The sequence below is a fragment of the Pseudomonas sp. FA-1 genome (assembly GCF_056856075.1).
On record NZ_JBWXTH010000005.1, the window covers coordinates 269,080 to 295,194 of the forward strand.

Here is a 26,115-nt window from a genome sequence, read left to right on the forward strand (position 1 = left end):
GCGGGCGTTGAGCCCGCACTGAGGTAAAACCCGAGCACGGGCCCACAAAGCCTGCGCTCATTACCTATGAAGATATGAGACCAGCAGGGGCTTCCGGGCTGGTACCCGGAAAATCTGCAGGATCCAGGTGGCGTGGTTCAGTCGCTGTGTTCGGACTTTTCCAGGTTTGCTGTGGCTCTTGCCGATCAGTCCCCTAACCGAGGGTGACCAAGCATGCAAGAAAGCGTGATGCAGCGCATGTGGGAAAGCGCCCACCTTTCAGGTGGTAACGCTGCATATGTGGAAGAGCTTTATGAGCTCTACCTGCACGACCCTAACGCTGTGCCAGAAGAGTGGCGCACCTACTTCCAGAAGTTGCCCGCCGACGGCAGCACCGCTACCGATGTATCGCACTCTACAATCCGCGACCATTTCGTACTGCTGGCAAAGAACCAGCGCCGCGCCCAACCGGTTTCCGCCGGGAGCGTGAGCAGTGAACACGAGAAGAAGCAGGTTGAAGTTCTGCGACTGATCCAGGCCTATCGTATGCGCGGCCATCAGGCTGCCAAGCTCGACCCGTTGGGGTTGTGGCAGCGCCCTGCGCCCGTAGACCTGTCGATCAATCACTACGGCTTGACCAATGCCGACCTTGATACGACCTTCCGTACCGGTGACCTGTTCATCGGCAAAGAGGAAGCGAGCCTACGCGAAATCTTCGATGCGCTGCAGAAGACATATTGTCGCACCATCGGCGCCGAGTTCACCCACATCGTCGATTCCGAACAGCGCAGCTGGTTCCAGCAGCGCCTGGAAAGCGTCCGTGGCCGTCCTGAATTCTCCGCCGACGTGCAGACCCACCTGCTCGAGCGCGTCACCGCAGGCGAAGGCCTGGAGAAATACCTGGGCACCAAGTACCCGGGCACCAAGCGTTTCGGCCTCGAGGGCGGCGAAAGCCTGATCCCGATGCTGGACGAAATGATCCAGCGCTCCGGTTCCTACGGCACCAAGGAGGTCGTGATCGGCATGGCCCACCGCGGCCGCCTCAACGTGCTGGTCAACACCTTCGGCAAGAACCCGCGCGAGCTGTTCGACGAGTTCGAAGGCAAGAAGATGAACGAGCTGGGCTCCGGTGACGTGAAGTATCACCAGGGCTTCTCCTCCAACGTGATGACCCCCGGTGGCGAAGTCCACCTGGCCATGGCGTTCAACCCATCCCACCTGGAAATCGTCTCGCCGGTGGTAGAAGGTTCGGTTCGCGCCCGCCAAGACCGTCGCAACGACACCGTCGGTGACAAGGTCCTGCCGATCTCGATCCACGGCGACGCCGCGTTCGCCGGCCAGGGCGTGGTCATGGAAACCTTCCAGATGTCGCAGACCCGCGGTTTCAAGACCGGCGGCACCGTGCACATCGTGATCAACAACCAGGTTGGTTTCACCATCTCCAACCCGCTGGACTCGCGCTCCACCGAGTACGCCACCGACGTCGCCAAGATGATCCAGGCGCCGATCCTGCACGTGAACGGCGATGATCCGGAAGCGGTCCTGTTCGTGACCCAGCTGGCCATCGACTACCGCATGCAGTTCAAGCGTGACGTGGTCATCGACCTGGTCTGCTACCGTCGTCGCGGCCACAACGAGGCCGACGAGCCGAACGGCACCCAGCCGCTGATGTACCAGCAGATCAGCAAGCAGCGCACTACCCGCGAGCTGTACGCCGAGGCCTTGATCCAGGCCGGGCGTATCGACGCCGAGCGTGCCCAGGCCAAGATCGACGAGTACCGCAACGCGCTGGACAACGGCCTGCACGTGGTCAAGAGCCTGGTCAAGGAGCCGAATCGCGAGCTGTTCGTCGACTGGCGTCCCTACCTGGGCCATGCCTGGACCGCGCGTCACGACACCCGCTTCGACCTCAAGACCCTGCAGGACCTCTCGGCCAAGCTGCTCGAGCTGCCGGAAGGCTTCGTGGTCCAGCGCCAGGTGGCGAAGATCTACGAAGACCGCCAGAAGATGCAGGCCGGCGGCCTGCCGATCAACTGGGGTTATGCAGAGACCATGGCCTACGCCACGCTGCAGTTCGAAGGCCACCCGATCCGCATGACCGGCCAGGACATCGGCCGTGGCACCTTCTCGCACCGCCACGCGGTGCTGCACAACCAGAAGGACGCCAGCACCTACGTACCGCTGCAGAACCTGTTCCCGGGCCAGCCGAAGTTCGAGCTGTACGACTCCTTCCTGTCGGAAGAAGCGGTACTGGCCTTCGAATACGGTTACTCGACCACCACGCCGAACGCGCTGGTGATCTGGGAAGCCCAGTTCGGTGACTTCGCCAACGGTGCCCAGGTGGTGATCGACCAGTTCATCACCAGCGGCGAGCACAAGTGGGGCCGTCTGTGCGGCCTGACCATGCTGCTGCCGCACGGTTACGAAGGGCAGGGGCCGGAGCACTCCTCCGCGCGTCTGGAGCGTTACCTGCAGCTGTGCGCCGAGCACAACATCCAGGTGTGCGTACCGACCACCCCGGCACAGATCTATCACCTGCTGCGCCGCCAGGTCATCCGCCCGCTGCGCAAGCCGCTGATCGTCCTGACGCCGAAGTCGCTGCTGCGCCACAAGCTGGCCGTCTCGACCCTGGAAGACCTGGCCGAAGGCTCGTTCCAGACCGTGATCCCGGAAATCGACACCCTCGATCCGGCCAAGGTCGAACGCCTCGTGCTGTGCAGCGGCAAGGTCTACTACGACCTGCTGGAAAAGCGCCGTGCCGAAGGCCGCGAAGACATCGCCATCGTGCGTATCGAGCAGCTGTATCCGTTCCCTGAGGACGACCTGGTGGAAATCCTGGCGCCGTACACCAACCTCAAGCATGCGGTGTGGTGCCAGGAAGAGCCGATGAACCAGGGCGCCTGGTACAGCAGCCAGCATCACATGCGCCGCATCCTGACCCGCCACAACAAGGCGCTGGTCCTGGAGTACGCCGGCCGCGACGCTTCCGCCGCGCCAGCCTGTGGTTACGCTTCGATGCACGCCGAGCAGCAGGAAAAACTGCTGCAGGATGCCTTCACTGTCTAACGCCTTCGCGCACCTGAAACCGAATTTAAGGAAACACTGACAATGGCTATTGAGATCAAAGCCCCAACCTTCCCGGAATCGGTCGCCGACGGCACCGTTGCCACCTGGCACAAGAAGCCGGGCGAAGCCGTCAAGCGTGACGAGCTGATCGTCGACATCGAGACCGACAAGGTCGTCCTGGAAGTGCTGGCCACCGCCGATGGCGTGCTGGGCGACATCGTCAAGGGCGAGGGCGACACCGTCCTGTCCGACGAAGTCCTGGGCTCGATCGTTGAAGGTGGCGCTGCTGCCGCTCCGGCTGCCGCGCCTGCCGCCGCTGCTCCGGCTGCCGCTGCCGCCGACGCTGGCGAAGACGACCCGGTTGCCGCCCCGGCCGCGCGCAAGCTGGCTGAAGAAAACGGCATCGACCTGGCTTCCGTTGCTGGCACCGGCAAGGGTGGCCGCGTGACCAAGGAAGACGTGGTTGCCGCCATCGCCAACAAGAAGGCCGCACCTGCCGCCGCCAAGCCTGCCGCCGCTGCTGCTGCCGCGCCTGTAGTCGCTGCCGCCGGCGATCGCACCGAGAAGCGCGTGCCGATGACCCGCCTGCGCGCCAAGATCGCCGAGCGCCTGGTCGAAGCCCAGTCGAACATGGCCATGCTGACCACCTTCAACGAAGTGGACATGACCGAAGTCATGGCCCTGCGTTCGAAGTACAAGGACCTGTTCGAGAAGACCCACAACGGTGTACGCCTGGGCTTCATGTCGTTCTTCGTCAAGGCCGCCACCGAGGCGCTCAAGCGCTTCCCGGCAGTCAACGCCTCGATCGACGGCAACGACATCGTCTACCACGGCTACGCTGACGTCGGCGTAGCCGTCTCCAGCGACCGTGGCCTGGTGGTGCCGGTCCTGCGCAACGCCGAGTCGATGTCGCTGGCCGAAATCGAGAACGGTATCGCCACCTTCGGCAAGAAGGCCCGTGAAGGCAAGCTGGCCATCGAAGAGATGACTGGCGGTACCTTCACCATCACCAACGGTGGTACCTTCGGCTCGATGATGTCGACCCCGATCGTCAACCCGCCGCAGGCGGCCATCCTGGGCATGCACAACATCATCCAGCGTCCTATGGCGATCAATGGCCAAGTGGTCATTCGCCCGATGATGTACCTGGCGCTGTCCTATGACCACCGCCTGATCGACGGCAAGGAAGCGGTAACCTTCCTGGTGACCATCAAGAACCTGCTGGAAGACCCGGCTCGTCTGCTGCTGGACATCTAACGCACAGCTGCAAGCGGCAAGTGGCTGCTCCCTCGGGAGTGCGTCGCTTGCCGCTTGAGGCTTGCCGCTTGAAGCTTAAAAGGAATCTTTTATGACCCAGAAATTCGACGTGGTAGTGATTGGTGCAGGTCCTGGCGGCTACGTGGCCGCGATCAAGGCTGCTCAGCTCGGCCTCAAGACCGCCTGCATCGAGAAATACACCGACGCCGAGGGCAAGCTGGCCCTGGGCGGTACCTGCCTGAACGTGGGTTGCATTCCTTCCAAGGCCCTGCTGGACAGCTCCTGGAAGTACAAGGAAGCCAAAGAGAGCTTCAACGTCCACGGTATCTCCACTGGCGAAGTGAAGATGGACGTCGCCGCGATGGTTGGCCGTAAGGCTGGCATCGTCAAGAACCTGACCGGTGGCGTCGCCACCCTGTTCAAGGCCAACGGCGTGACCTCGATCCAGGGCCACGGCAAACTGCTGGCCGGCAAGAAGGTCGAAGTCACCAAGCCCGACGGCACCACCGAAGTCATCGAAGCCGAGAACGTGATCCTGGCCTCCGGTTCGCGTCCGATCGACATTCCGCCGGCTCCGGTCGACCAGAAAGTCATCGTCGACTCCACCGGCGCCCTGGAATTCCAGACCGTACCGAAGCGTCTGGGCGTCATCGGCGCTGGCGTGATCGGCCTGGAGCTGGGTTCGGTATGGTCGCGCCTGGGTGCCCAGGTCACCGTCCTGGAAGCCCTGGATACCTTCCTGATGGCCGCCGACACCGCGGTTTCCAAGGAAGCCCAGAAGACCCTGACCAAGCAGGGCCTGGACATCAAGCTGGGCGCCCGCGTGACCGGCTCGAAGGTCAACGGCGAAGAAGTCGAAGTCACCTACACCGACGCCAATGGCGAGCAGAAGATCGTCTTCGACAAGCTGATCGTCGCCGTCGGCCGTCGTCCTGTGACCACCGACCTGCTGGCCGCCGACAGCGGCGTGACCATCGACGAGCGTGGCTACATCTACGTCGATGACCACTGCGCCACCAGCGTACCGGGCGTCTACGCCATCGGTGACGTGGTGCGTGGCCTGATGCTGGCCCACAAGGCTTCGGAAGAGGGCATCATGGTCGTCGAGCGCATCAAGGGCCACAAGGCCCAGATGAACTACGACCTGATCCCGTCGGTCATCTATACCCACCCGGAAATCGCGTGGGTTGGCAAGACCGAACAGGCGTTGAAAGCCGAGGGCGTTGAGGTTAACGTGGGCACCTTCCCGTTCGCGGCCAGCGGCCGTGCGATGGCTGCCAACGACACCGGTGGTTTCGTCAAGGTCATCGCCGATGCCAAGACCGACCGCGTACTGGGCGTTCACGTGATCGGCCCATCGGCTGCCGAACTGGTGCAGCAGGGTGCGATCGCGATGGAATTCGGTACCAGCGCAGAAGACCTGGGCATGATGGTGTTCAGCCATCCGACCCTGTCCGAAGCGCTGCATGAAGCCGCGCTGGCCGTGAATGGCGGTGCCATCCACGTGGCCAACCGTAAGAAGCGTTAATTATAAGAAACCACGGCGGGCTGCCCGTCGTGGGTCTTGCGTGCAAGACTCACCGCGGAACGTCCGCCGGACCGGGCCACCGGGATAACCCGGGGCAAACGGTCACAGGTGGCGCGGCGCCAGAAATGGCGCAGCGCCGAAGCGCAGTACCTAACGAAGACGGTAAAAAGCATGAATCTTCACGAGTATCAGGGTAAACAGCTGTTCGCTGAATACGGCCTGCCAGTTTCCAAGGGTTTCGCAGTCGATACCCCTGAGCAAGCTGCAGAAGCCTGCGACAAGATCGGCGGCTCGGAGTGGGTGGTAAAAGCCCAGGTCCACGCCGGTGGTCGCGGTAAAGCGGGCGGCGTCAAGCTGGTTCGCAGCAAAGAAGACGCCAAGGCGTTCGCTGCGCAGTGGCTGGGCAAGAACCTGGTTACCTACCAGACCGACGCCAATGGTCAGCCAGTCTCCAAGATCCTGGTCGAATCCTGCACTGACATCGCCAAGGAACTGTACCTGGGCGCTGTAGTCGATCGTTCGAGCCGTCGTATCGTGTTCATGGCCTCCACCGAAGGTGGCGTGGACATCGAGAAAGTCGCTCACGAAACTCCCGAGAAGATCCTCAAGGCTACCATCGACCCGCTGGTCGGCGCCCAGCCGTTCCAGGGTCGTGAGCTGGCATTCCAGCTGGGTCTGGAAGGCAAGCAGGTTCAACAGTTCGCCAAGATCTTCGTAGGCCTGGCCAAGCTGTTCAAGGACCACGACCTGGCCCTGCTGGAAGTCAACCCGCTGGTCATCAAGGCCGACGGCGACCTGCACTGCCTCGATGCCAAGATCAACATCGACGCCAACGCCATGTACCGTCAGCCTAAGCTGAAAACCTTCCACGATCCTTCCCAGGACGACGCTCGCGAAGCTCACGCCGCCAAGTTCGAACTGAACTACGTGGCGCTGGAAGGCAACATCGGCTGCATGGTCAACGGTGCCGGCCTGGCCATGGGTACCATGGACATCGTCAACCTGCACGGCGGCAAGCCGGCCAACTTCCTCGACGTTGGCGGTGGCGCTACCAAGGAGCGTGTGACCGAAGCGTTCAAGATCATCCTGTCCGACAGCAATGTCGCGGCCGTTCTGGTCAACATCTTCGGCGGCATCGTTCGCTGCGACATGATTGCCGAAGGCATCATCGGTGCAGTGAAGGAAGTCGGCGTCAAGGTTCCGGTCGTCGTTCGCCTCGAAGGCAACAACGCCGAACTGGGCGCTAAAGTACTGGCAGAAAGCGGTTTGAACATCATTGCGGCAACCAGCCTGACCGACGCTGCTCAACAAGTTGTCAAAGCTGCGGAGGGCAAGTAATGAGCGTCCTGATCAATAAAGACACCAAGGTCATCTGCCAGGGCTTCACCGGCTCGCAGGGTACTTTCCACTCCGAACAAGCCATCGCCTACGGCACCAAGATGGTCGGCGGTGTAACCCCAGGCAAGGGTGGCACCACCCACCTGGGCCTGCCGGTGTTCAACACCGTCAAGGAAGCCGTCGAGGCGACCGGCGCCGAAGCTTCGGTGATCTACGTTCCGGCTCCGTTCTGCAAGGACTCGATCCTGGAAGCGGCCTTCGGTGGCATCAAGCTGATCGTCTGCATCACCGAGGGTATTCCTACCCTCGACATGCTGGACGCCAAGGTCAAGTGCGACGAGCTGGGCGTACGCCTGATCGGCCCTAACTGCCCAGGTGTCATCACCCCGGGCGAGTGCAAGATCGGCATCATGCCAGGCCACATCCACCTGCCGGGCAAGGTCGGTATCGTTTCCCGCTCCGGCACCCTGACCTACGAAGCGGTCAAGCAGACCACCGACGCCGGCTTCGGCCAGTCGACCTGCGTCGGTATCGGCGGTGACCCGATCCCGGGCTCCAACTTCATCGACATCCTGAAGCTGTTCCAGGAAGACCCGCAGACCGAAGCGATCGTCATGATCGGTGAGATCGGCGGTTCGGCCGAAGAAGAAGCCGCGGCCTTCATCAAGGCCAACGTGACCAAGCCTGTCGTTTCCTACATCGCCGGTGTTACCGCACCTGCGGGCAAGCGCATGGGCCACGCTGGCGCCATCATTTCGGGTGGCAAGGGCACTGCGGACGAGAAGTTCGCCGCCCTGCAAGACGCCGGTGTCAAGACCGTGCGTTCCCTGGCTGACATCGGCAAGGCCCTGGCCGAGCTGACCGGCTGGGAAATCAAGAAGTAAGTAACACGCAATACCCCCCACGCAACACAAAGGCCACCTTCGGGTGGCCTTTGTGTTTTCAGGGCCGGTGCTGGCAACGATTTTTTCGATGGGTTTGATAGGTATTTTCTGACAGACGCTGGTCGATGCTCCGGTGAGAATAGCCGCTGTACAGAGTCACCCAGACGACAAGAACATACGCACATCGGACAAGCACGTCTGTCCCAGTGCGTTTGCCGGGTAAAACGGTTAACCTACGCCCTCACTCTGTGCCCGTCCCCCAAAAGGGAACGACACGCTAAACGGGTCTGGCTCACCAAGCCGGGCAGCATTTCCCTCACCCATGGGGAAATCCCCTCACGAATCCCGATTTCAGCAGTGTGGTACTTCCTTAAATGAAAGTGTTAAAAGGCCAGGACATCCTGGCACTTGGCTTTATGACGTTCGCATTGTTCGTCGGCGCCGGCAATATCATCTTCCCGCCCATCGTAGGCCTGCAGTCCGGCCCGCATGTATGGATGGCGGCCCTAGGCTTTCTGGTCACCGCAGTCGGCCTGCCGGTCATCACCGTGGTCGCCCTGGCCAAGGTGGGCGGCGGCATGGACGCGCTGAGCAGCCCGATCGGCAAGTTCTTCGGCGGCCTGCTGGCAGCTGTGTGCTACCTCTCGGTAGGCCCGCTGTTCGCGACTCCGCGCACCGCTACCGTGTCGTTCGAAGTGGGCGTGGCACCGCTGACCGGTGAAAGCCCGTTGGCGCTGTTCATCTACAGCCTGGTGTATTTCGCCGTGGTACTGGCCGTGTCGATGTATCCGACCAAGCTGCTCGACACCGTCGGCCGCTTCCTCGCGCCGCTGAAGATCATCGCCCTGGCGGTGCTCGGCATCGCCGCGTTCGCGCTGCCGGCCGGCACCATCGGCGAGGCGCAGCCGCAATACGTGGCCGCACCGTTCTCCCAAGGCTTCGTCAACGGCTACCTGACCATGGATACCCTGGGTGCCCTGGTATTCGGTATCGTCATCGTCAACGCCATCCGCTCGCGCGGTGTCGAGTCGCCGAAGCTGATCACCCGCTACGCCATCATCGCCGGCCTGATCGCCGGTATCGGCCTGGCGCTGGTGTATGTCAGCCTGTTCCGCCTGGGCGCGGGCAGCCATGACATCGCCATGGGTGCCTCCAATGGCGCGGCCGTCCTGCATGCCTACGTGCAGCACACCTTCGGTTCGCTGGGCAGCGGCTTCCTCGCGGTACTGATCGCCCTGGCCTGCCTGGTCACCGCCGTGGGCCTGACCTGCGCCTGTGCCGAGTACTTCAGCCAGATCCTGCCGCTGTCGTACCGCACGCTGGTGGTGATTCTGGCCGGCTTCTCGCTGTTGATCTCCAACCTGGGTCTGACCAAGCTGATCATGTTCTCGATCCCGGTGCTCACGGCCATCTACCCGCCGTGCATCGTTGTCGTAGGCCTGAGCTTCGTCAAGGAGCTGTGGAATTCGCCCGTGCGCATCCTGGCGCCGGTGATGCTGGTATCGCTGCTGTTTGGCCTGGTCGACGCGATCAAGGGCAGCAGCCTGGCACACATGCTGCCGGACGCCATGGCACACCTGCCGCTGAGCGACCAGGGCCTGGCCTGGCTGGTGCCTTCGGTGGTCACCCTGGGCCTGGCCGTGGCATGCGACCGCATGCTGGGCAAGCCGCGCGAGGCGTTGGCCTGATGTGTTGATGCCAACTGCTGGTGCCGGCCACAAGCCCGAGGGCGCCAGCCTTGGTTGAAACCCTGACCCCGTGTCTATCCGGACACGGGGTTTTTTATTTCCGGTGCGTGCCTTTTCCCGGCCCCGGGCGTCGAAAGCCGGTCTATATCATTCACCGTGCCTGAACGATAGGAACCTGCATGAACTTCATCCAAAGCAACCTGAGCAATGTGCTCGCCATCTGCTGGTTCGCCCTGTGCTGGGGCGGCTACACCCGCTACGCCATCTGGAAGGGCCGCGACACGGCCTGCCTGGCCAGCGTACTGCACTTGTACCGGGAAGACTGGATGCGACGCATGTTGCTGCGCGACAACCGTATCGCCGATGCCAGCGTGATCGGCAACCTGGAGCGCAACGCGTCGTTCTTCGCCTCGAGCACGCTGATCATCCTGGCGGGCATCCTGACGGTGCTGGGCGCCTCTGATCGCGCGCTGTCATTGCTGGCTGACCTGCCGTTGGTGCAGGAGGCGTCGCAAGGCGTTTCCGAGCTCAAACTGCTGTGCCTGGCAATGGTGTTCGTGTATGCGTTCTTCACGTTCAGCTGGTGCATGCGTCAATACAACTTTGCAGCGGTGTTGGTCGGGTCGGCGCCGATGATCGGCGAGCGCCTGGTCAATGAATTGGAACGCAAGGCATTTGCTTCCCGTGCCGCGCGTGTACTGTCGCTGGCGGCGAATCAGTTCAACTTCGGCCTGCGTTCCTATTATTTCGGCATGGCGATGCTGAGCTGGTTCATCAGCCCATGGTTGTTCATGGCCATGAGTGTGGGGGTGGTGTGCATTCTGTATCGCCGTGAATTCCATTCCGACGTGCTGGACGTCATGGTCTTCACGCCAACCGAAAGTGCGCCGGCGGAGGCGGGCAAGGACAACGTCACTGGCATAGGCTGAAACGTTTTATTAAAAAGACCAGGCATAAAAAAACCCGGCGATCGCCGGGTTTTTTGTGGGTGTTGCTTACTGCTTGGCTGGCTCGCTTGGGGCGGCTTCCGGAGCAGGAGTGGCTTCTGGAGCCGGAGTAGCAGGAGCAGCTTCCGGAGCAGGAGCAGCCGGGGCAGCTTCTGGAGCCGGAGCAGCAGGAGCGGCTTCCGGAGCGGCTTGCTCGGTCTTGGTTTCCGGAGCTTTCTCTTCGTTCGCCTTGTCACAAGCGGCCAGGCCCATGGCAGCGGCCAGCATCAGGGCAAAAGCAAAAGGTTTACGCATGGGGGTGTCTCTCCTTGTGGAATAACTTACTTGTTCCATTTGAGCTCAAGTAAGCGGAATTAGTTCCGCGCAGATTACAGATATATCGCGAGCGGATCTAGATAGACTTTTCACTGAATTTGTGCAGAGTGAACATCTTCACGAAAAATAAGGTTGCCCATGTCTGATAACGACCTGATGGCCATGGCCGAACGCTTTCTTTCGGCATTGAAACATTGCCAGCGCTTGCAGATGCAGGTGCATCATGCCAATACCGAAGGCATTACGCTGGTACTGCCCTGGTCGCCGTCGATCGTAGGTAATCCGCAAACGGGCGCGGTGCATGGCGGTGCCCTGACCACCTTGATGGATACTACCTGTGGTATGGCCACGCTCTGCGTGTTGCCCACGTTCGAAGTGTGCCCGACCCTCGATCTGCGTATCGACTACATGCACCCGGCACAAGCCGGCAAGCCTATATATGGTCATGCCCAATGCTACCGAGTGACCCGGGACGTGATCTTCACTCGCGGTACGGCCTACCAGGACGACCCGGCCCAGCCGATCTGCCATGTGGTTGGCACCTTCATGCGCCTGGGCCAGGACATCAAGGGCGGCATCCGCTTCGGCAATACGCTCAAGGAGGGCCGCCCATGATTCCCCGGGACGTTCGCCAGCGCCTCAATGAAGCGCATGCAATAGGCGACTATGAGCCGTTGCTGGCGTTGATTCCCTACGCCGGGCTGATCGGCATCGAATGCGCGCGCGAGAACGACGACCTGCTGTTTCGCCTGCCGGCCAACCCGGACAATATCGGCAACCCGCTGCTGCCGGCGATCCATGGCGGGGTGATCGCAGGCTTCATGGAGCTTTCGGCGGCGTTGTACCTGCTCATCTACAGCGAAAGCGCGAGCATCCCCAAGATCATCGATTTTTCCATCGATTACCTGCGCGCCGGCCATTACCGTGACACCTTCGCCCGCTGCCAGCTGTGGCGCCAGGGACGGCGGGTGACCAATGTCGCCATCACGGCCTGGCAGGCCGACCCTGCGTCGCCGATCGCCACGGCACGGGCGCATTTCAAGATCGAACCGGAAAAGCCCTTGAAATAGTCCGGGCTGCCCCCATCTGCTGGACATCCGCCGCCGAAAGCAGCCTAACAGGGCGCAAGGCGACAACTGCCATCAGATCGGAGTGTTGAAGACCATGAGTGTGGAAACTCAAAAGGAAACCCTGGGCTTCCAGACCGAGGTGAAGCAGCTGCTGCACCTCATGATCCATTCGCTGTATTCGAACAAGGAGATCTTCCTGCGCGAGCTGATCTCCAACGCCTCCGACGCCGCCGACAAGCTGCGTTTCGAGGCCTTGGCCAAGCCCGAGCTGTTCGAGAATGATGCCGACCTGAAGATCCGCGTGAGCTTCGACAAGGACGCCGGCACCGTGACCCTCGAGGACAACGGCATCGGCATGAGCCGCGAGGACGTCATCACCCACCTGGGCACCATCGCCAAGTCCGGCACTGCCGACTTCATGAAGAACCTGACCGGTGACCAGAAGAAAGACTCGCACCTGATCGGCCAGTTCGGCGTCGGCTTCTATTCGGCGTTCATCGTCGCCGACAAGGTCGATGTCTTCAGCCGCCGCGCCGGCTTGCCGGCCGCCGAGGGCGTGCACTGGTCGTCCAAGGGCGAGGGCGAGTTCGAAGTCGCCACCGTCGAGAAACCACAGCGCGGTACCCGCATCGTCCTGCACCTGAAAAAAGGCGAGGAAGAGTTCGCCGACGGCTGGCGCCTGCGCAACGTGGTCAAGAAGTACTCCGACCACATTGCCCTGCCGATCCAACTGCCCAAGGAACAGGCTGTCGCAGAAGGCGAGGAGCAGCCAGCCGAGGAATGGGAGACCGTCAACCGCGCCAGCGCCCTGTGGACCCGTCCGCGTACCGAGATCAAGGACGAGGAATACCAGGAGTTCTACAAGCACATCGGCCATGATTTCGAGAACCCGCTGGCCTGGAGCCACAACAAGGTCGAAGGCAAGCTCGAATACAACTCGCTGCTGTACGTGCCGGCCCGTGCGCCGTTCGACCTGTACCAGCGCGAAGCGCCACGCGGCCTGAAACTGTACGTGCAGCGCGTGTTCATCATGGACCAGGCCGAATCGTTCCTGCCGCTGTACCTGCGCTTCATCAAGGGTGTGGTCGACTCCAACGACCTTTCGCTGAACGTTTCCCGCGAGATCCTGCAGAAGGACCCGATCATCGATTCGATGAAGTCGGCCCTGACCAAGCGTGTGCTGGACATGCTGGAAAAACTGGCCAAGAACGAGCCGGAGCAGTACAAGGGCTTCTGGAAGAACTTCGGCCAGGTGCTGAAGGAAGGCCCGGCCGAGGACTTCGCCAACAAAGAGAAGATCGCAGGCCTGTTGCGCTTCGCCTCGACCTCCGACGACAGCGGCGAGCAGAGCGTTGCCCTGGCCGACTACCTGGCTCGCGCCAAGGAAGGCCAGGACAAGATCTATTACCTGACCGGCGAGTCCTATGCTCAGGTCAAGAACAGCCCGCACCTGGAAGTCTTCCGCAAGAAAGGCATCGAGGTCCTGCTGCTGACCGACCGCATCGACGAGTGGCTGATGAGCTACCTCAACGAGTTCGATGGCAAGGCCTTCGTCGACGTCGCCCGTGGTGACCTGGACCTCGGTGCCCTGGATTCGGAGGAAGACAAGAAGGCCCAGGAAGAAGTCGCCAAGGAGAAGGAAGGCCTGGTCGAGCGCCTGAAGACTGCCTTGGGTGACAGCGTCGCCGAGGTGCGCGTCTCGCACCGCCTGACCGACTCGCCGGCGATCCTGGCCATCGGTGAGCAGGACCTGGGCCTGCAGATGCGCCAGATCCTCGAGGCCAGCGGCCAGAAGGTGCCTGAATCCAAGCCGATCTTCGAGTTCAACCCGGGCCACCCGCTGATCGAGAAGCTGGACAACGAACAGAGCGAGGACCGCTTCGCGGAGCTGTCGCACATCCTGTTCGACCAGGCGGCCCTGGCGGCCGGCGACAGCCTGAAGGACCCGGCGGCCTACGTTCGTCGCCTGAACAAGCTGCTGGTCGAGTTGTCTGCTTGAGTTGATGCAAGGAAAGCCCGCTTCGGCGGGCTTTTTTCATGGTGCAAGGAGGAGTTTGATGAGCAAGGTAATCGTCGAGTCGCTGGTCTATCACCTGGCCGGCAAGGCCTACGAGAGCCGCCTGGTCTACGCGCCAGGTGCACTGCCGCAGCCGGGCCTGGTGATGGCGCCGAACTGGATGGGCATCGGTGAGGGCGCCGAGCGGATCGCCAAGGAAGTCGCCAGCCAGGGCTACGTGGTGTTGATCGCCGACCTGTACGGGCAGTCGCTGCGGCCTTCGAATGCGGACGAGGCCGGGGCGGCGATGATGCCGCTCAAGAACGACCGCGCCGAGCTGCGCAAGCGCATGGAAGAGGCACTGGCGCAGCTGCTGGGGCAGTCCAAGGCGTTGCTGGCTCCGGGCAAGGTCGCGACCTTCGGCTTCTGCTTCGGCGGTTGCTGTGCCCTGGAGCTGGCCCGTACCGGTGCCGACCTGCAGGCAGCGGTGTCGTTCCACGGCACCCTGGATACGCCGAACCCGGCCGATGCCAAGCGCATCAAGGGCTCGGTGCTGGTGCTGCATGGTGCGTCCGACCCGCTGGTGCCCAAGGAGCAGTTGCCGGCGTTCGAGGACGAAATGAACGCTGCCAAGGTGGACTGGCAGCTGCTGAGCTACGGCGGCGCGGTGCATTCGTTCACCGACCCTGCGGCCAATGTGCCAGGCAAGATGCAGTACGACCGGCGCACGTCCGAGCGCGCCTTCCGGGCGATGTTCAACCTGCTGGATGAAGTGTTCCAGAAGTAGTGCGTTACCTTCATCGCGGGGCAAGTCGGACCGCGATGAAGGCGGCTTGTTGTCGCGCCTAGCGCGGCAGTTCGATCCGCGAGGTCTCCCCCGGTACCTTGGGCCAATCTCCCGCAGCCCATCTGGCTCGGGCCTGCTCGATCAACTCCGGGTCGCTGGCCACGAAGTTCCAGTTCATCCGCCGCGGCCCGTCCAGCGGCGCACCACCGATCAACACCAGCTGGCATTCGCCTTGCGCGTACAGTGTCACTTCCTCGCCTTCCGGCAGCACCAGCAGATTGCAGGGCTCGACTTCGTATTCTCCCACCAGCAGTTCGCCATCGAGCAGGTACAAGGCACGCTGGGCATGTTCGGTGGGCACCGTCAGCGTGGTCGCCGCCTGCATCTGTACCAGGGCATACAGGGTAGGGGAGAGCACCGGTACCGGAGATTGCAGGCAAAAGCCTTGGCCGGCAATCATGCAGATGCGCACGCCCAGGTTGTCGCTGACCGGCAGGCTGGCCGCCGGGTGATGGCTGTAGCTCGCAGGCCCTTGCTCGAACGCCCTGGGTGAAGCCAACCAGACCTGCAGACCGTGCAGGCGCGAGCCGGCGGCGAAGGCATCGGCCGGCGTACGTTCGACATGGGCCACGCCGCTGCCTGCGGTCATCCAGCTCACGTCGCCGGGCAGTACGCGCTGCTCGGAGCCCAGGCTGTCCTTGTGCAGGATCTGGCCTTCGAACAGGTAGGTCAGGGTCGACAGGCCGATATGCGGGTGCTGGCGAATGTCCATGCCGTTGCCGGGGGCGTAGTCGGTTTCCAGCATGTGGTCGAAGAACACGAAGGGGCCGACGCTACGGCACTGGGCCGACGGCAGCGGGCGCAGGATGGGCTGGCCCTCGACCGATTCGGCGCGTGGGTGGATGACCAGGGGGCGGCTCATGGCAGGGCTCCAGGCAGGCAACGGATGTCCCTAGCATAGCGGGTTGGGGCGCAGCGCTGAACCGCCTGGCTTACCTGTCGGTCTACTGTTTTCGTACGCCCGAAAAGGACATTGCCCATGATTGTCAGAGCGCTGACTTGCTTGCTGTTGTCGGGAGGGTTGTGCCTGGCGGCGCAGGCTCGCGATTACCGCTACAGCGACGCTCACCTGCACTACGTCGATTTCTTCCAGGAAAGCGAAGGCATGCCGGCATTGCTCCAGGCGATGGATGCGGCAGGCATCGACCAGTCGATGATTTCCGGCATTCCGGTGGCCAAGAAATGGCACGAGGACGAGCCCAAGCGCCCCCGCTACTACGCAGGCGACGACGCCGAAGCCTACTGGTACAGCGCCACTGATCTCTATGTGGCCGCGGCGCTGGAGGAACTGCCGGCCGAGCAGCGGCGGCGCTTTCACCCGTTCATCAGTGGCTTCAACCCGGTGGACAAGAATGCCGTGCATCATGTCGAGCGAATGCTCGAACTCTATCCCGGCCTGTGGCAGGGCATCGGCGAGGTGTTCACCCGCCACGACGACCTGACCGCCTTGACCAGCGGCGATACCCCACGGGCCAATAACGAGGCCATGACCCGCATCTATCATCTGGCCGCCGAGCACGACCTGCCGGTGCTGATCCATTCCAACATCACCTCCAAGCGCGAACGCAACCCGCTCTACTTGGCTGAGATCGAGCAGCCGCTGCGCGACCATCCGCATACCCGCTTCATCTGGGCCCATGCCGGTACCAGCATGGAGATCCACCGGCACCAGACACAGATGAAATTCCTTCTGCCTGTGGTCACCCGGCTGCTGGAGACCTACCCGAACCTGTATATCGACCTGTCCTGGAGCATGCGCGAGCCTTACCTGCTCGATGAGCATGGCAAGCCGCGCAAGGCGTGGCTGGCGCTGGTCGAGCGCTTCCCCGAGCGCTTCATGCTCGGCTCCGATGTGGTGGGGCGCTTCTCCAGCCTCGGCGAGCAGATGAAGGGCTTCGACCCGTTCCTGGATGCGCTGCCTGACGAGGTGGCCCACAAGGTGGCGCGGGAGAATTTCCTCAGTGTATTGCCTGGGGTGCACAAATGAAAACGCCCCGAACCAGTCGGGGCGTTTTCGTTACGGCGGCGTCGGCTGTTACTTGCCTGTCCAGCGCTTGAGCACCAGGGTGGCGTTGGTGCCACCGAAGCCGAAGCTGTTGCTCATGACCGTATCGATCTTGGCGTTTTCTTCGGTCTTGCGCAGGATCGGCAGGTCGGCGACCTCCGGGTCCAGCTCGTCGATGTTGGCGGAGCCGGCGATGAAGTTGTTTTCCATCATGAGCAGGCAGTAGATTGCCTCGTGCACGCCTGCGGCGCCCAGCGAGTGGCCCGACAGGCTCTTGGTCGAGCTGATCTTCGGTGCCTTGTCGCCGAACACTTCACGCACGCCCTTGATCTCGGCGACGTCGCCGACCGGGGTGGAGGTACCGTGGGTGTTCAGGTAGTCGATCGGGGTGTCGACGGTGGACAGCGCCTGCTGCATGCAGCGGATCGCGCCTTCGCCGCTCGGAGCGACCATGTCGTAGCCGTCGGACGTCGCGCCGTAGCCAACGATTTCGGCGTAGATCTTGGCGCCACGGGCCAAGGCGTGTTCCAGCTCCTCGACCACCACCATGCCGCCGCCGCCTGCGATGACGAAGCCATCACGGTCGGCGTCGTAGGCGCGCGAAGCCAGTTCAGGGGTTTCGTTGCGCTTGGTCGACAGGGCGCCCATGGCATCGAACAGGAACGACTGGCTCCAGTGCTCTTCTTCACCGCCGCCGGCGAAGACGATGTCCTGTTTGCCCCACTGGATCTGCTCCAGGGCGGTGCCGATGCAGTGTGCCGAAGTGGCGCAGGCCGACGAGATCGAGTAGTTGATGCCCTTGATCTTGAACGGGGTGGCCAGGCACGCCGACACGGTGCTGCCCATGGTGCGGGTGACGCGGTACGGGCCGACGCGCTTGACGCCTTTCTCGCGCAGGGTGTCCAGGGCTTCCATCTGGTTCAGGGTGGAGGCACCGCCGGAACCTGCCACCAGGCCGGTACGCGGGTTGGAGACTTGCTCCTCGGTCAGGCCGGCGTCCTTGATCGCGTCCTGCATCGCCAGGTAGGCATAGGCAGCGGCGTGGCCGACGAAGCGATAGACCTTGCGGTCGATCAGCTCTTCGAGGTTGAGGTCGATGGAACCGGAAACCTGGCTACGCAGCCCCATTTCCTTGTATTCCGGGTTGTAACGGATACCCGGACGGCTGTTGCGCAGGTTTTCGGTGACGGTAGCTTTGTCATTGCCCAGGCACGATACGATGCCCAGACCAGTGATAACGACGCGGCGCATGCGAATAACCCTTAGAAATTGTCAGTGGAGGTGAACACGCCGACCCGCAGGCCTTCGGCGGTGTAGATCTCGCGACCGTCGACGCTGACCGAGCCATCGGCGATGGCCATGTTCAGCTTGCCCTTCAGGACGCGCTTGATGTGAATGTTGTAGGTGACCTTCTGAGCCGACGGCAGTACCTGGCCGAAGAATTTCACTTCGCCCGAGCCCAGGGCGCGGCCACGGCCCGGCAGGCCCTGCCAGCCGAGGAAGAAGCCGACCAGCTGCCACATGGCGTCCAGGCCCAGGCAGCCCGGCATGACCGGATCGCCTTCGAAGTGGCAGGCGAAGAACCACAGGTCCGGATTGATATCCAGCTCGGCGACCAATTCACCTTTGCCGTACTTGCCGCCTTCGGCGCTGATATGGGTGATGCGATCGACCATCAGCATGTTCGGGGCGGGCAGTTGCGCATTACCTGGGCCGAACAGCTCACCGCGACTGCAGCGCAGCAAATCTTCCCGAGTAAAGGCGTTTTGTTTGGTCATGCGAGCTCCTCAATAATCCCCGTGCGGCTGGGGCTGAATCTTCCCGGCCGGCCCGACGTACGTTGAGTCCGGGGCGGCAGCCTACAAGTAGACTATTGCGTTGTGGTGAAAGTCACAGCGCACCTGGCAAAGAAGTACAGGTGTGCACTGAAACGCTTATTTTCAGGGCCTGGGCGGGTCCTGTCTAGTGGCCAGGGCGCGAATTCCGATGCTTGCGTCGCCAAGCGACCCCCTCCATGACATCGAACGAGCCTCGCCCGGGCCCATATTTCCCCTAGACTGACGCATTTGCGCGCTAATCGCCAGTGGCGGCTGTCCGGCCGGACAACCAGTGTTGCAGCACCTGCTGCAACTCCGTGCGTTTGAACGGCTTGCTCAGGTAGTCGTTCATGCCCGCGGCCAGGCACCGCTCGCGGTCGCCCTGCAACGCGTTGGCGGTCAGGGCGATGATCGGCAGCTGTGCGGTATCCGGCAGCAGCCGAATGCGCCGGGTGGCCTCATAGCCGTCCACCACAGGCAGGCGGCAGTCCATCAGGACGGCGGCGAACGACTGCTGGGCGACCTGGTCCACCGCCTGGGCACCATCGCTGGCGATGCTGACATCGAAGCCCAGGCTGCGCAGCATGGCATCGATGACGCTCTGGTTGACCGGGTTGTCCTCCACCAGCAGGATGCGTCCGCCTTGCAGCGGCGTGTGGCGCTCCGTGTTGGTGCTGGGCAGGGCTGCCGAGGGCGAGGCCAGGGGCAGGGGGATTTCCAGGGTGAAGGTCGAACCCAGGCCCTCGCGGCTTTCGCCACGCAGTTGCCCACCCATGCGTTCGGCCAGGGTGCGCGCGATCGCCAGGCCCAGGCCGGTACCGCCATAGCGCCGGGAAATCGAACTGTCGGCTTGCTGGAACGCCACGAACATCATTTCCAGCCGGTCGCTGTCGATGCCGATGCCGGTGTCGCGTACTGCACAGGTGAACCACGCCAGCTGCGGGTCGAGCATGTGCCAGCGGGCGTCCACCTCCACCTGGCCTTGTTCGGTGAACTTCAAGGCGTTGCCGATCAGGTTCAGCAGGATCTGGCGGATCCGGGTCGGGTCGCCGGTGACCTGCAACCGGTCGATCCCTGGCAGCAGTTGCAGGCGCAGGTCCAGCCCGCGCTGCTGGGCACTGTGCTGGAACGACTGCACGCAATTGGCGACCAGCTCGCCGAGGTTGAAGCCGATCTGCTCCAGCTCCACGGCGGTGCGCTCGATGCGCGAGAAGTCGAGGATGTCGTTGATCACCTTGAGCAGGTGGCCGGTCGATTCGCTGGCCACTGCGGTGTAGTCGGCCTGCTCGCTGGTCAGCTGGGTGGTCTCGAGCAGCTGCAGCATGCCCAGCACGCCGTTCATGGGGGTACGCAGTTCGTGGCTCATCATCGCCAGGAAGTCCGACTTGGCCCGGTTGGCCTGCTCGGCCTCTTCGCGGGCCTGGGTCAGCTGGGCGATGGCCTGCTTCTGTTCGGCGCTGGCCTGGTCCAGGGCGCTGGCCAGGTTGTTGATGTGGCGGGCCAGGTGACCCAGTTCACTGTCGTCGACCACCGGCAACGGCACGTTGAATTCACCCTTCTGGATGGCCTTGACCGCATGCCCCATGTCGCTGATCGGCTTGGCCAGGCTCATGGCCAGGCGCCGCGCGAGGAGGAAGGTGAACAGCAGGGCGAACAAGGCCAGGATGCCCGCCTTGGTGACGATTTCCTGCTGGCGCTGGCTGAATGCGTCGTCTGACATGCCGACGATGACGCGGCCCAGGTAGTCGTCGCCGACGCTTGGGACGGGCGTGTTGCCTTCTTGCAGGAAGTCGTTGTCCAGGCGGATCTGCTGCAGGCGTATCGGCGCCTGGAACACTTCCACACGCTGGGCTCGGTTGATGTTCTCGCCGTTCTGCTCGACGTACACCAGGATATGGTTGCGGCTGTCCTGGACTTCCAGAAAGCGCACGTGGGGAATGCTCAACGTGGCCCGCATCAGGCTCTCCAGGACCTCGTTGTTACCGGAGATCACGCCGTACTCCGAGGCAGGCGCCAGCTGGTTGGCGATCAGCTGGCCGGTATGGTTGAGCTCCTGGCGCAAGTCCTGGATACGCACGAAGGTGAAGAAGCTGATCAGCAGCAAGGTGAGCAGCAGGGCAGGGCCCAGGCTGATCATCTGGGTGCGGGTATGGATGTCCCAGCTCAGGCGGTTGCTCATGGCAGGGGTTCTCCTTCGGCCAGCACCACGGCCGCGGCCTCGGCGTCGATCGGCTCAAGGCCCAGGGCACGCGCCACCTGCTGGTTGCCGGTCACCCCATAGTGCGCGGGGTAGTGGCTGCGTGGCCAACTGGCTGGAGGGCGGTCAAGCAACTGATCGAGTACGGCCAGCCAGTCGTCCTGGTCGCTGAAGGTACTGGCCAGGGCCCCGGCGCGGACGAAGCCGGCATTCGGGCCTACCAGCGCCATCTGCCGGCCATAGGTGCTGAGCAGGACGTTCTTGGCGGTCTTGGAGTTGTACAGGTCCGGGTCGTCGATCCCCAGCAGGACGTCGCTGTTACCCAGCAGGCGTTGCAGGGGCCGGCTGTCACGTGGGTCCGGCCAGTCCTGGGCGACGATCTCCAGGCCCAGCGGACGGGCTGCCAGGCGCAGCTCGTCAAGCAGGAAGCGGCTGTGCTCGCCATACAGCACACCGACCCGGCGTGCCTGGGGCAGCAGGTAGCGAACCAGGCGCAACTGCCGAGCGGGCGGTGGGTCGCTCCACAACAGGCAGAGGTACGCCGGCCGCGACTTTCCCAGGCGTTGTTCGGCCTGTACACGGCTGACCCTCAGGGCCAGGGCAGGCGGCCCCACAGCCTCGCCCAGGCGCCACTCCAGGGCCGCGACATCGAGCAACACCAGGCGCACGTCGGCCTTCAACTGGCCGGGCCGCGGCAGATCCGCCACGGCCTTGAAGTGCACCTGATCCTGAGGGCGGTGCGCTTGCAGGGCGCTGACGAAGCTGCGGATGCCCGGTTGGTCGCTGGCCCCGACCAGCAGCACCTCACTGGCCGATACCGTACCCAGCGGCCAGAGGCAGAACAGCAACAGGCGCAGCAACAGGCGCATCAGAACTCGAGCTCCGCGCTGACACTCAGGCGATGGCGGCTGTCGTAGCGGTTCTGTTCGATGGTGACCGGCTCGTCGTCCAGGCGTTGCTGCCACAGTGCAGCCAGCTCAAGGCTGGTGCCCTGGAAGCGAAAGCGCTTGGCCAGGCGCAGGTCCATGCGCTCGTAGCGGTAGCCGTTGAGGGCGTCGTCGCCGTAGTAGAAGAGGGCGCTCGACCAGCCCTCGCCCCAATCGCGCATCCAGCCGGCCGAACCGCTGTTGCGCGCGCTGAGGCGGCGGTCGTTGGGGTTGCTGGCCCAGGCGTCGACGTAGGCGTAGGTCAGGCGCAGGCGGTCGTGCAGGGTCGGGCGCCAGTCCAGTTGCGCCTCGCTGCCACTGAAACGGGCCTTGTTGGCATTGCTGGCGATGTACTGGTTGTTGCGCAACGGCTCGCTGATCATTCCGGTGATCTCGTCGTAGAACAGCTTCACATCCATGCTCAGGTCGATGTCGCTGAAGTTGCCGTTGTAGCCCAGCTCGCGCGAGCGCATGCGCTCCTGGTCTAGGTTGCCCGGGCCGCGGGTCTTGACGAAGTATTCGCCGCTGTTGAACCCGTAGATGTTGTTGCTGAGGTTGTCGACGGTGTAGCTCCAGTTGACATTGTTCTCGAACATGTCCGGCGAACGCACGGCCTCGGAGTACACCGCACGCAACCCATGGCGTGGGGTGATCAGGTAGTTGACGGCCATGCGTGGCGTCAGTGAACTGCCGGAAAGCCGCGAGTCTTCGAACATCGCACCGCCCTGGACGATCCAGTGTTCGTTCGCGCGCCATTCCAGTTGGCCGAACAGGCGCCAGGTCTGGTCGTCCAGGCTGCCGTTGAAGTAGGTCTGCGAATCGGCACGGTCGTAACGGTAGTTCATGCCGCTGAGCAGACGCAGGTTTTCGGTCAGGCTCAGGGTGTCCTGGATCTCCAGGTCGAAGCGGCTTTCGCGGGTACTTTGGTCGACATCGCCGCAGACGGTGTCGCTGGCACCGTTGCTCCATTCACTCTGGACCTGGTCGAGCAGGTCGTTGAGCACCGGGTCGCTCGTGGTGGGCAGGCTGTCCTTGCCCTTGTTGATGTTGCGCGCCACGCGTTCAGCGAAATTCGGGTCCAGTTGCCACATCCGCGTCATCTGCGGGCTGAACGCCAGCGCGGCATCACAGGCGCGCCAGACCTGCTCGCGCTCGAAATGCTGGGCCGAGCTCTGGATATAGAAGCTGTGCTCGGGGTTGAAGTCGATGTTCCAGCGTATCGAGCCTGCGTAGTCCTTGGCGTTGACGTCGGCATTGTCACCGGTGAGGGTGTTGCGAAACACCGGCTGGTAGGTATACGGGCGCTGGTTGCTGCCTTCCTTGGCCGCCAGTTGCCACTCCAGGGTCTGGTTCATGGCCAGGTTGTGGCTGGCACTGAGGTTGAAGCGGTTCAGGCGACGGCTGTCACGGTAGTCGTTGCCGAACTGGTCCGAATCGAAGCCATCATCCTGCATGCCCGACAGCGACAGGCGCATGTCACCGCCTTCCCAGCCAAAGCCCTGGCTGGCGTAATAGTCATTGATGCCATCCTGGCCACGGGTCACCTTAAGCCGGGTGCCGTGGCTGTCGGCCGGATTGCGGGTGAGGATGTTCACCACTGCCATCAGCGCGTTGGCGCCATAGCTGACGGTATTGGGGCCGCGGAACACCTCGATGCGGTCGATGTCCTCGATCGCCAGCGGGATGTCGCTCCAGTCCACCGTGGCCAGGCCCGCGCGGTACACCGAGCGGCCATCGATCAGCACCTGCATGCGCCGGGCATCGCTGACGTTGCTGCCGTGGTAGTTGACCGTCGGCTGGTTGCCGGCGCCGTAGCCGACCATCATGCCGGGCACCAGGCGCATCAGTTCGGGGATATCGCGCGCGCCGCTGGCGCGGATCAGCTCGGCGTCGAGCACGGTCATGCTGCCGGGTACGGCCGCCGGGGATTGTTTGAGGCGGGTTGCGGTCAGAACCTGGGGCAGGTCCTGGTTGTCGAGGAACATGTCGTCGGCCACGGCCGGGCCGCCCACGAGGGCAGTCAGCAACAACAGGCGCGGGAAGGGTGGCGTGCCAGGGAACACGGTACGGCCTTGTTTCGGGGATGAAACAGGCATGTTAACCGACCGTTTGGGTTTTGCCAGTGCTCTGTGCTGCCCATGACCTGTTTGCGACAGCTCTGACACTGGCCCTGTCGCATACGCACCGTATAATGCCCCGGTCGCCACTTAACTTATTGGCTTTAACGGATTGGATATGACTGAACAGCAACCTGTTGCAGTTCTGGGAGGCGGCAGCTTCGGCACCGCCGTGGCGAACCTGCTGGCGGAGAACGGCGTGCCGGTGCGCCAATGGATGCGTGACCCGGAGCAGGCCGAGGCCATGCGCGTCAATCGCGAGAATCCGCGCTACCTCAAGGGCATCCGCCTGCACGACGGGGTCGAGCCGGTCAATGACCTGCTGGCCACCCTGCAGGCTTGCGACCTGATCTTCGTCGCGCTGCCGTCCAGCGCTCTGCGCAGCGTGTTGGCGCCCCATGCCCAGCTGCTGCGTGGCAAGGGCCTGGTGAGCCTGACCAAGGGCATCGAGGCGCAAAGCTTCAAGCTGATGAGCCAGATCCTCGAAGAGATCGCTCCCCAGGCCCGCATCGGCGTGCTCTCGGGGCCGAACCTGGCACGCGAGATCGCCGAGCACGCCCTGACCGCCACTGTCGTGGCGAGCGAGGATGAAGACCTCTGCCAGCGGGTCCAGGCCGTGTTGCACGGGCGCACCTTCCGCGTGTACGCCAGCGCCGACCGCTTCGGTGTCGAGCTGGGTGGGGCGCTGAAGAACGTCTACGCGATCATCGCTGGCATGGCCGTGGCCCTGGGCATGGGTGAGAACACCAAGAGCATGCTGATCACCCGTGCCCTGGCCGAGATGACCCGCTTCGCGGTGAGCCAGGGCGCCAACCCCATGACGTTCCTGGGCCTTGCCGGCGTAGGCGACCTGATCGTCACCTGCTCCTCGCCCAAAAGCCGCAACTACCAGGTTGGCCACGCCCTTGGCCAGGGCCTGAGCCTGGAGCAGGCGGTCAGCCGCCTGGGCGAGGTGGCCGAGGGCGTCAACACGCTCAAAGTGCTCAAGGCCAAGGCCCAGGAGGTTCAGGTGTACATGCCGCTGGTGGCCGGGCTGCATGCGATCCTGTTCGAAGGGCGTACCCTGAACCAGGTGATCGAGCACCTGATGCGTGCCGAACCCAAGACCGACGTCGATTTCATTTCCATCAGCGGTTTCAACTGACTCCGGAGCCAATCCATGAATGACCCTGTAAACCGCGCCGAGCGCGAATCGATCATCCTGCGGGTACTGTGGATGCTGGTATTCCTGTTGGTTTGGCACGTGGCCCAGCTGCTGCTGGGCGGCCTGGTGCTGGTGCAACTGATCTACCGCCTGGTCTATGGCGCGCCCAACGGCAGCCTGATGAACTTCGGCGACAGCCTCAGCCAGTACCTGGCACAGATCGGTCGCTTCGGCACCTTCCACAGCGACCAGAAGCCCTGGCCGTTCGCCGACTGGCCAGCGCCTCGCGCCCCGGAGGGCGAGCCACCCCATGAAGTGGCCGCGGCCGCCCACCCGGTGCGTGACGAGGAGCCAAAGCTGTGAAGCTCTGGGTGCTGCGCCATGGCGAGGCCGAGCCGCGGGCCAACACCGATGCCGAGCGGCGCCTGACCGCCCACGGGCGCGAGCAGGTCGTGCGCAGCGCTGCGCGCCTGTTGGGGCAGCCATTGGATGCGATCATCGCCAGCCCCTACGTGCGGGCCCAGCAGACGGCGGCGCTGGTACGCGATGCGCTCGGGTTCGCCGAACCGGTGCGCACGGTTTCCTGGCTGACCCCTGACAGCGCTGCCGGCGAGGTGATCAGCGAGCTGGACAAGCTGGGCCTGGAGCATGTGCTGCTGGTGAGCCACCAACCGTTGGTGGGCAACCTGGTGGGCATGCTGGAGCATGGCCATGGCCAGCAACCGGCGCCCATGAGCACCGCCAGCCTGGCGGAGCTCGAAGGGGATTGGCCGCTGGCGGGGTTGATGACCTTGCGGGGGCTGCATCACGCGGGGTGAGTGGTCATGCTGTTCATCTAAAGCGCCTCGGTGCTTGTCAGATCGGGCGCCGCGCGGGCGGCGCTCGATCTGACGGGCAGCACCCGTTTCATAGGCCTACCCTGACAACCTTAAATGAACAGACGAAGCAGCACACAAAGGGCCTCAAATGCCATAAAGGTCCGCGAATGGCCTGA

22 protein-coding genes are annotated in these 26,115 nt (G+C 63.2%); 15 read left to right on the plus strand and 7 right to left on the minus strand.

Going from position 1 to position 26,115, the window contains the following annotated elements; genetic code table 11:
• Positions 1-213: 213 nt before the first annotated feature.
• From AC1MHZ_RS11900 to AC1MHZ_RS11930, 7 genes are all read left to right on the plus strand, one after another.
• Positions 214-3,045 carry a 2-oxoglutarate dehydrogenase E1 component gene (locus AC1MHZ_RS11900; protein WP_465001262.1) on the plus strand — a complete coding sequence of 944 codons (2,832 nt, stop codon included), beginning with the start codon at positions 214-216 and terminating at the stop codon, positions 3,043-3,045.
• Positions 3,046-3,087: 42 nt separating this feature from the next.
• Positions 3,088-4,302: a 2-oxoglutarate dehydrogenase complex dihydrolipoyllysine-residue succinyltransferase gene (odhB, locus tag AC1MHZ_RS11905; RefSeq protein WP_084854664.1), complete on the plus strand. Its 1,215-nt coding sequence runs from the start codon at positions 3,088-3,090 to the stop codon at positions 4,300-4,302.
• A 91-nt stretch (positions 4,303-4,393) separates the two neighbouring features.
• Positions 4,394-5,830 (plus strand): dihydrolipoyl dehydrogenase, encoded by a 1,437-nt coding sequence (lpdA, locus tag AC1MHZ_RS11910; protein WP_084854665.1) that lies wholly within the window; start codon positions 4,394-4,396, stop codon positions 5,828-5,830.
• Positions 5,831-6,001: 171 nt separating this feature from the next.
• A complete protein-coding gene (sucC, locus tag AC1MHZ_RS11915) occupies positions 6,002-7,168 on the plus strand; it encodes an ADP-forming succinate--CoA ligase subunit beta (protein WP_011534748.1) in 1,167 nt (388 codons plus the stop codon).
• On the plus strand, positions 7,168-8,052 hold the full coding sequence (sucD, locus tag AC1MHZ_RS11920) for a succinate--CoA ligase subunit alpha (protein WP_084854666.1): 885 nt from the start codon (positions 7,168-7,170) through the stop codon (positions 8,050-8,052). Before sucC ends, sucD begins: the two co-directional genes overlap by 1 nt.
• A gap of 374 nt (positions 8,053-8,426) precedes the next feature.
• A complete protein-coding gene (gene brnQ / locus AC1MHZ_RS11925) occupies positions 8,427-9,740 on the plus strand; it encodes a branched-chain amino acid transport system II carrier protein (protein WP_465001261.1) in 1,314 nt (437 codons plus the stop codon).
• Positions 9,741-9,919: 179 nt separating this feature from the next.
• A complete protein-coding gene (locus tag AC1MHZ_RS11930; RefSeq protein WP_084854668.1) occupies positions 9,920-10,669 on the plus strand; it encodes a DUF599 domain-containing protein in 750 nt (249 codons plus the stop codon).
• A 66-nt stretch (positions 10,670-10,735) separates the two neighbouring features.
• Here the strand turns inward: AC1MHZ_RS11930 and AC1MHZ_RS11935 are convergent, their stop codons facing one another.
• Complete coding sequence (locus AC1MHZ_RS11935; RefSeq protein ID WP_084854669.1) at positions 10,736-10,981, minus strand: hypothetical protein; 246 nt, start codon at positions 10,979-10,981, stop codon at positions 10,736-10,738.
• A 159-nt stretch (positions 10,982-11,140) separates the two neighbouring features.
• Here AC1MHZ_RS11935 and AC1MHZ_RS11940 point away from each other — a divergent pair, with 159 nt between their 5' ends.
• The 4 genes from AC1MHZ_RS11940 to AC1MHZ_RS11955 all read left to right on the plus strand — a co-directional run bounded on the left by AC1MHZ_RS11940 (position 11,141) and on the right by AC1MHZ_RS11955 (position 14,855).
• Positions 11,141-11,617 (plus strand): PaaI family thioesterase, encoded by a 477-nt coding sequence (locus AC1MHZ_RS11940; protein WP_224456321.1) that lies wholly within the window; start codon positions 11,141-11,143, stop codon positions 11,615-11,617.
• Complete coding sequence (locus AC1MHZ_RS11945; RefSeq protein WP_324812232.1) at positions 11,614-12,072, plus strand: PaaI family thioesterase; 459 nt, start codon at positions 11,614-11,616, stop codon at positions 12,070-12,072. Before AC1MHZ_RS11940 ends, AC1MHZ_RS11945 begins: the two co-directional genes overlap by 4 nt.
• A gap of 94 nt (positions 12,073-12,166) precedes the next feature.
• Entirely contained in the window at positions 12,167-14,071 is a 1,905-nt protein-coding gene (gene htpG / locus AC1MHZ_RS11950) for a molecular chaperone HtpG (RefSeq protein ID WP_482966385.1), read from the plus strand.
• A 58-nt stretch (positions 14,072-14,129) separates the two neighbouring features.
• On the plus strand, positions 14,130-14,855 hold the full coding sequence (locus tag AC1MHZ_RS11955; protein ID WP_084854673.1) for a dienelactone hydrolase family protein: 726 nt from the start codon (positions 14,130-14,132) through the stop codon (positions 14,853-14,855).
• A gap of 58 nt (positions 14,856-14,913) precedes the next feature.
• Here the strand turns inward: AC1MHZ_RS11955 and AC1MHZ_RS11960 are convergent, their stop codons facing one another.
• Complete coding sequence (locus AC1MHZ_RS11960; protein ID WP_482966386.1) at positions 14,914-15,777, minus strand: pirin family protein; 864 nt, start codon at positions 15,775-15,777, stop codon at positions 14,914-14,916.
• 117 nt (positions 15,778-15,894) lie between these two features.
• Between AC1MHZ_RS11960 and AC1MHZ_RS11965 the strand changes: the two genes are divergently transcribed.
• Positions 15,895-16,902 (plus strand): amidohydrolase family protein, encoded by a 1,008-nt coding sequence (locus AC1MHZ_RS11965; RefSeq protein ID WP_482966387.1) that lies wholly within the window; start codon positions 15,895-15,897, stop codon positions 16,900-16,902.
• A gap of 48 nt (positions 16,903-16,950) precedes the next feature.
• On the opposite strand, the gene fabB is transcribed toward AC1MHZ_RS11965, so the two are convergent.
• From fabB to AC1MHZ_RS11990, 5 genes are all read right to left on the minus strand, one after another.
• Positions 16,951-18,171 carry a beta-ketoacyl-ACP synthase I gene (gene fabB / locus AC1MHZ_RS11970; protein ID WP_084854676.1) on the minus strand — a complete coding sequence of 407 codons (1,221 nt, stop codon included), beginning with the start codon at positions 18,169-18,171 and terminating at the stop codon, positions 16,951-16,953.
• Between the two features lie 11 nt (positions 18,172-18,182).
• On the minus strand, positions 18,183-18,698 hold the full coding sequence (fabA, locus tag AC1MHZ_RS11975; protein ID WP_043211383.1) for a 3-hydroxyacyl-[acyl-carrier-protein] dehydratase FabA: 516 nt from the start codon (positions 18,696-18,698) through the stop codon (positions 18,183-18,185).
• A 295-nt stretch (positions 18,699-18,993) separates the two neighbouring features.
• Positions 18,994-20,916: an ATP-binding protein gene (locus AC1MHZ_RS11980; RefSeq protein ID WP_324812244.1), complete on the minus strand. Its 1,923-nt coding sequence runs from the start codon at positions 20,914-20,916 to the stop codon at positions 18,994-18,996.
• Positions 20,913-21,803 (minus strand): ABC transporter substrate-binding protein, encoded by an 891-nt coding sequence (locus AC1MHZ_RS11985; protein ID WP_084854678.1) that lies wholly within the window; start codon positions 21,801-21,803, stop codon positions 20,913-20,915. The genes AC1MHZ_RS11980 and AC1MHZ_RS11985 overlap by 4 nt, the downstream gene beginning before the upstream one ends.
• On the minus strand, positions 21,803-23,956 hold the full coding sequence (locus AC1MHZ_RS11990) for a TonB-dependent receptor plug domain-containing protein (protein WP_368829635.1): 2,154 nt from the start codon (positions 23,954-23,956) through the stop codon (positions 21,803-21,805). The genes AC1MHZ_RS11985 and AC1MHZ_RS11990 overlap by 1 nt, the downstream gene beginning before the upstream one ends.
• Positions 23,957-24,095: 139 nt before the next feature.
• Here AC1MHZ_RS11990 and AC1MHZ_RS11995 point away from each other — a divergent pair, with 139 nt between their 5' ends.
• From AC1MHZ_RS11995 to sixA, 3 genes are read left to right on the plus strand one after another with little or no spacing between them, the layout of a single operon-like run.
• Positions 24,096-25,121 carry an NAD(P)H-dependent glycerol-3-phosphate dehydrogenase gene (locus AC1MHZ_RS11995; protein ID WP_324812250.1) on the plus strand — a complete coding sequence of 342 codons (1,026 nt, stop codon included), beginning with the start codon at positions 24,096-24,098 and terminating at the stop codon, positions 25,119-25,121.
• Between the two features lie 15 nt (positions 25,122-25,136).
• Positions 25,137-25,484: a DUF4389 domain-containing protein gene (locus AC1MHZ_RS12000; RefSeq protein WP_084854681.1), complete on the plus strand. Its 348-nt coding sequence runs from the start codon at positions 25,137-25,139 to the stop codon at positions 25,482-25,484.
• A complete protein-coding gene (sixA, locus tag AC1MHZ_RS12005) occupies positions 25,481-25,939 on the plus strand; it encodes a phosphohistidine phosphatase SixA (RefSeq protein ID WP_084854682.1) in 459 nt (152 codons plus the stop codon). The genes AC1MHZ_RS12000 and sixA overlap by 4 nt, the downstream gene beginning before the upstream one ends.
• The last annotated feature ends 176 nt before the right edge of the window (positions 25,940-26,115 follow it).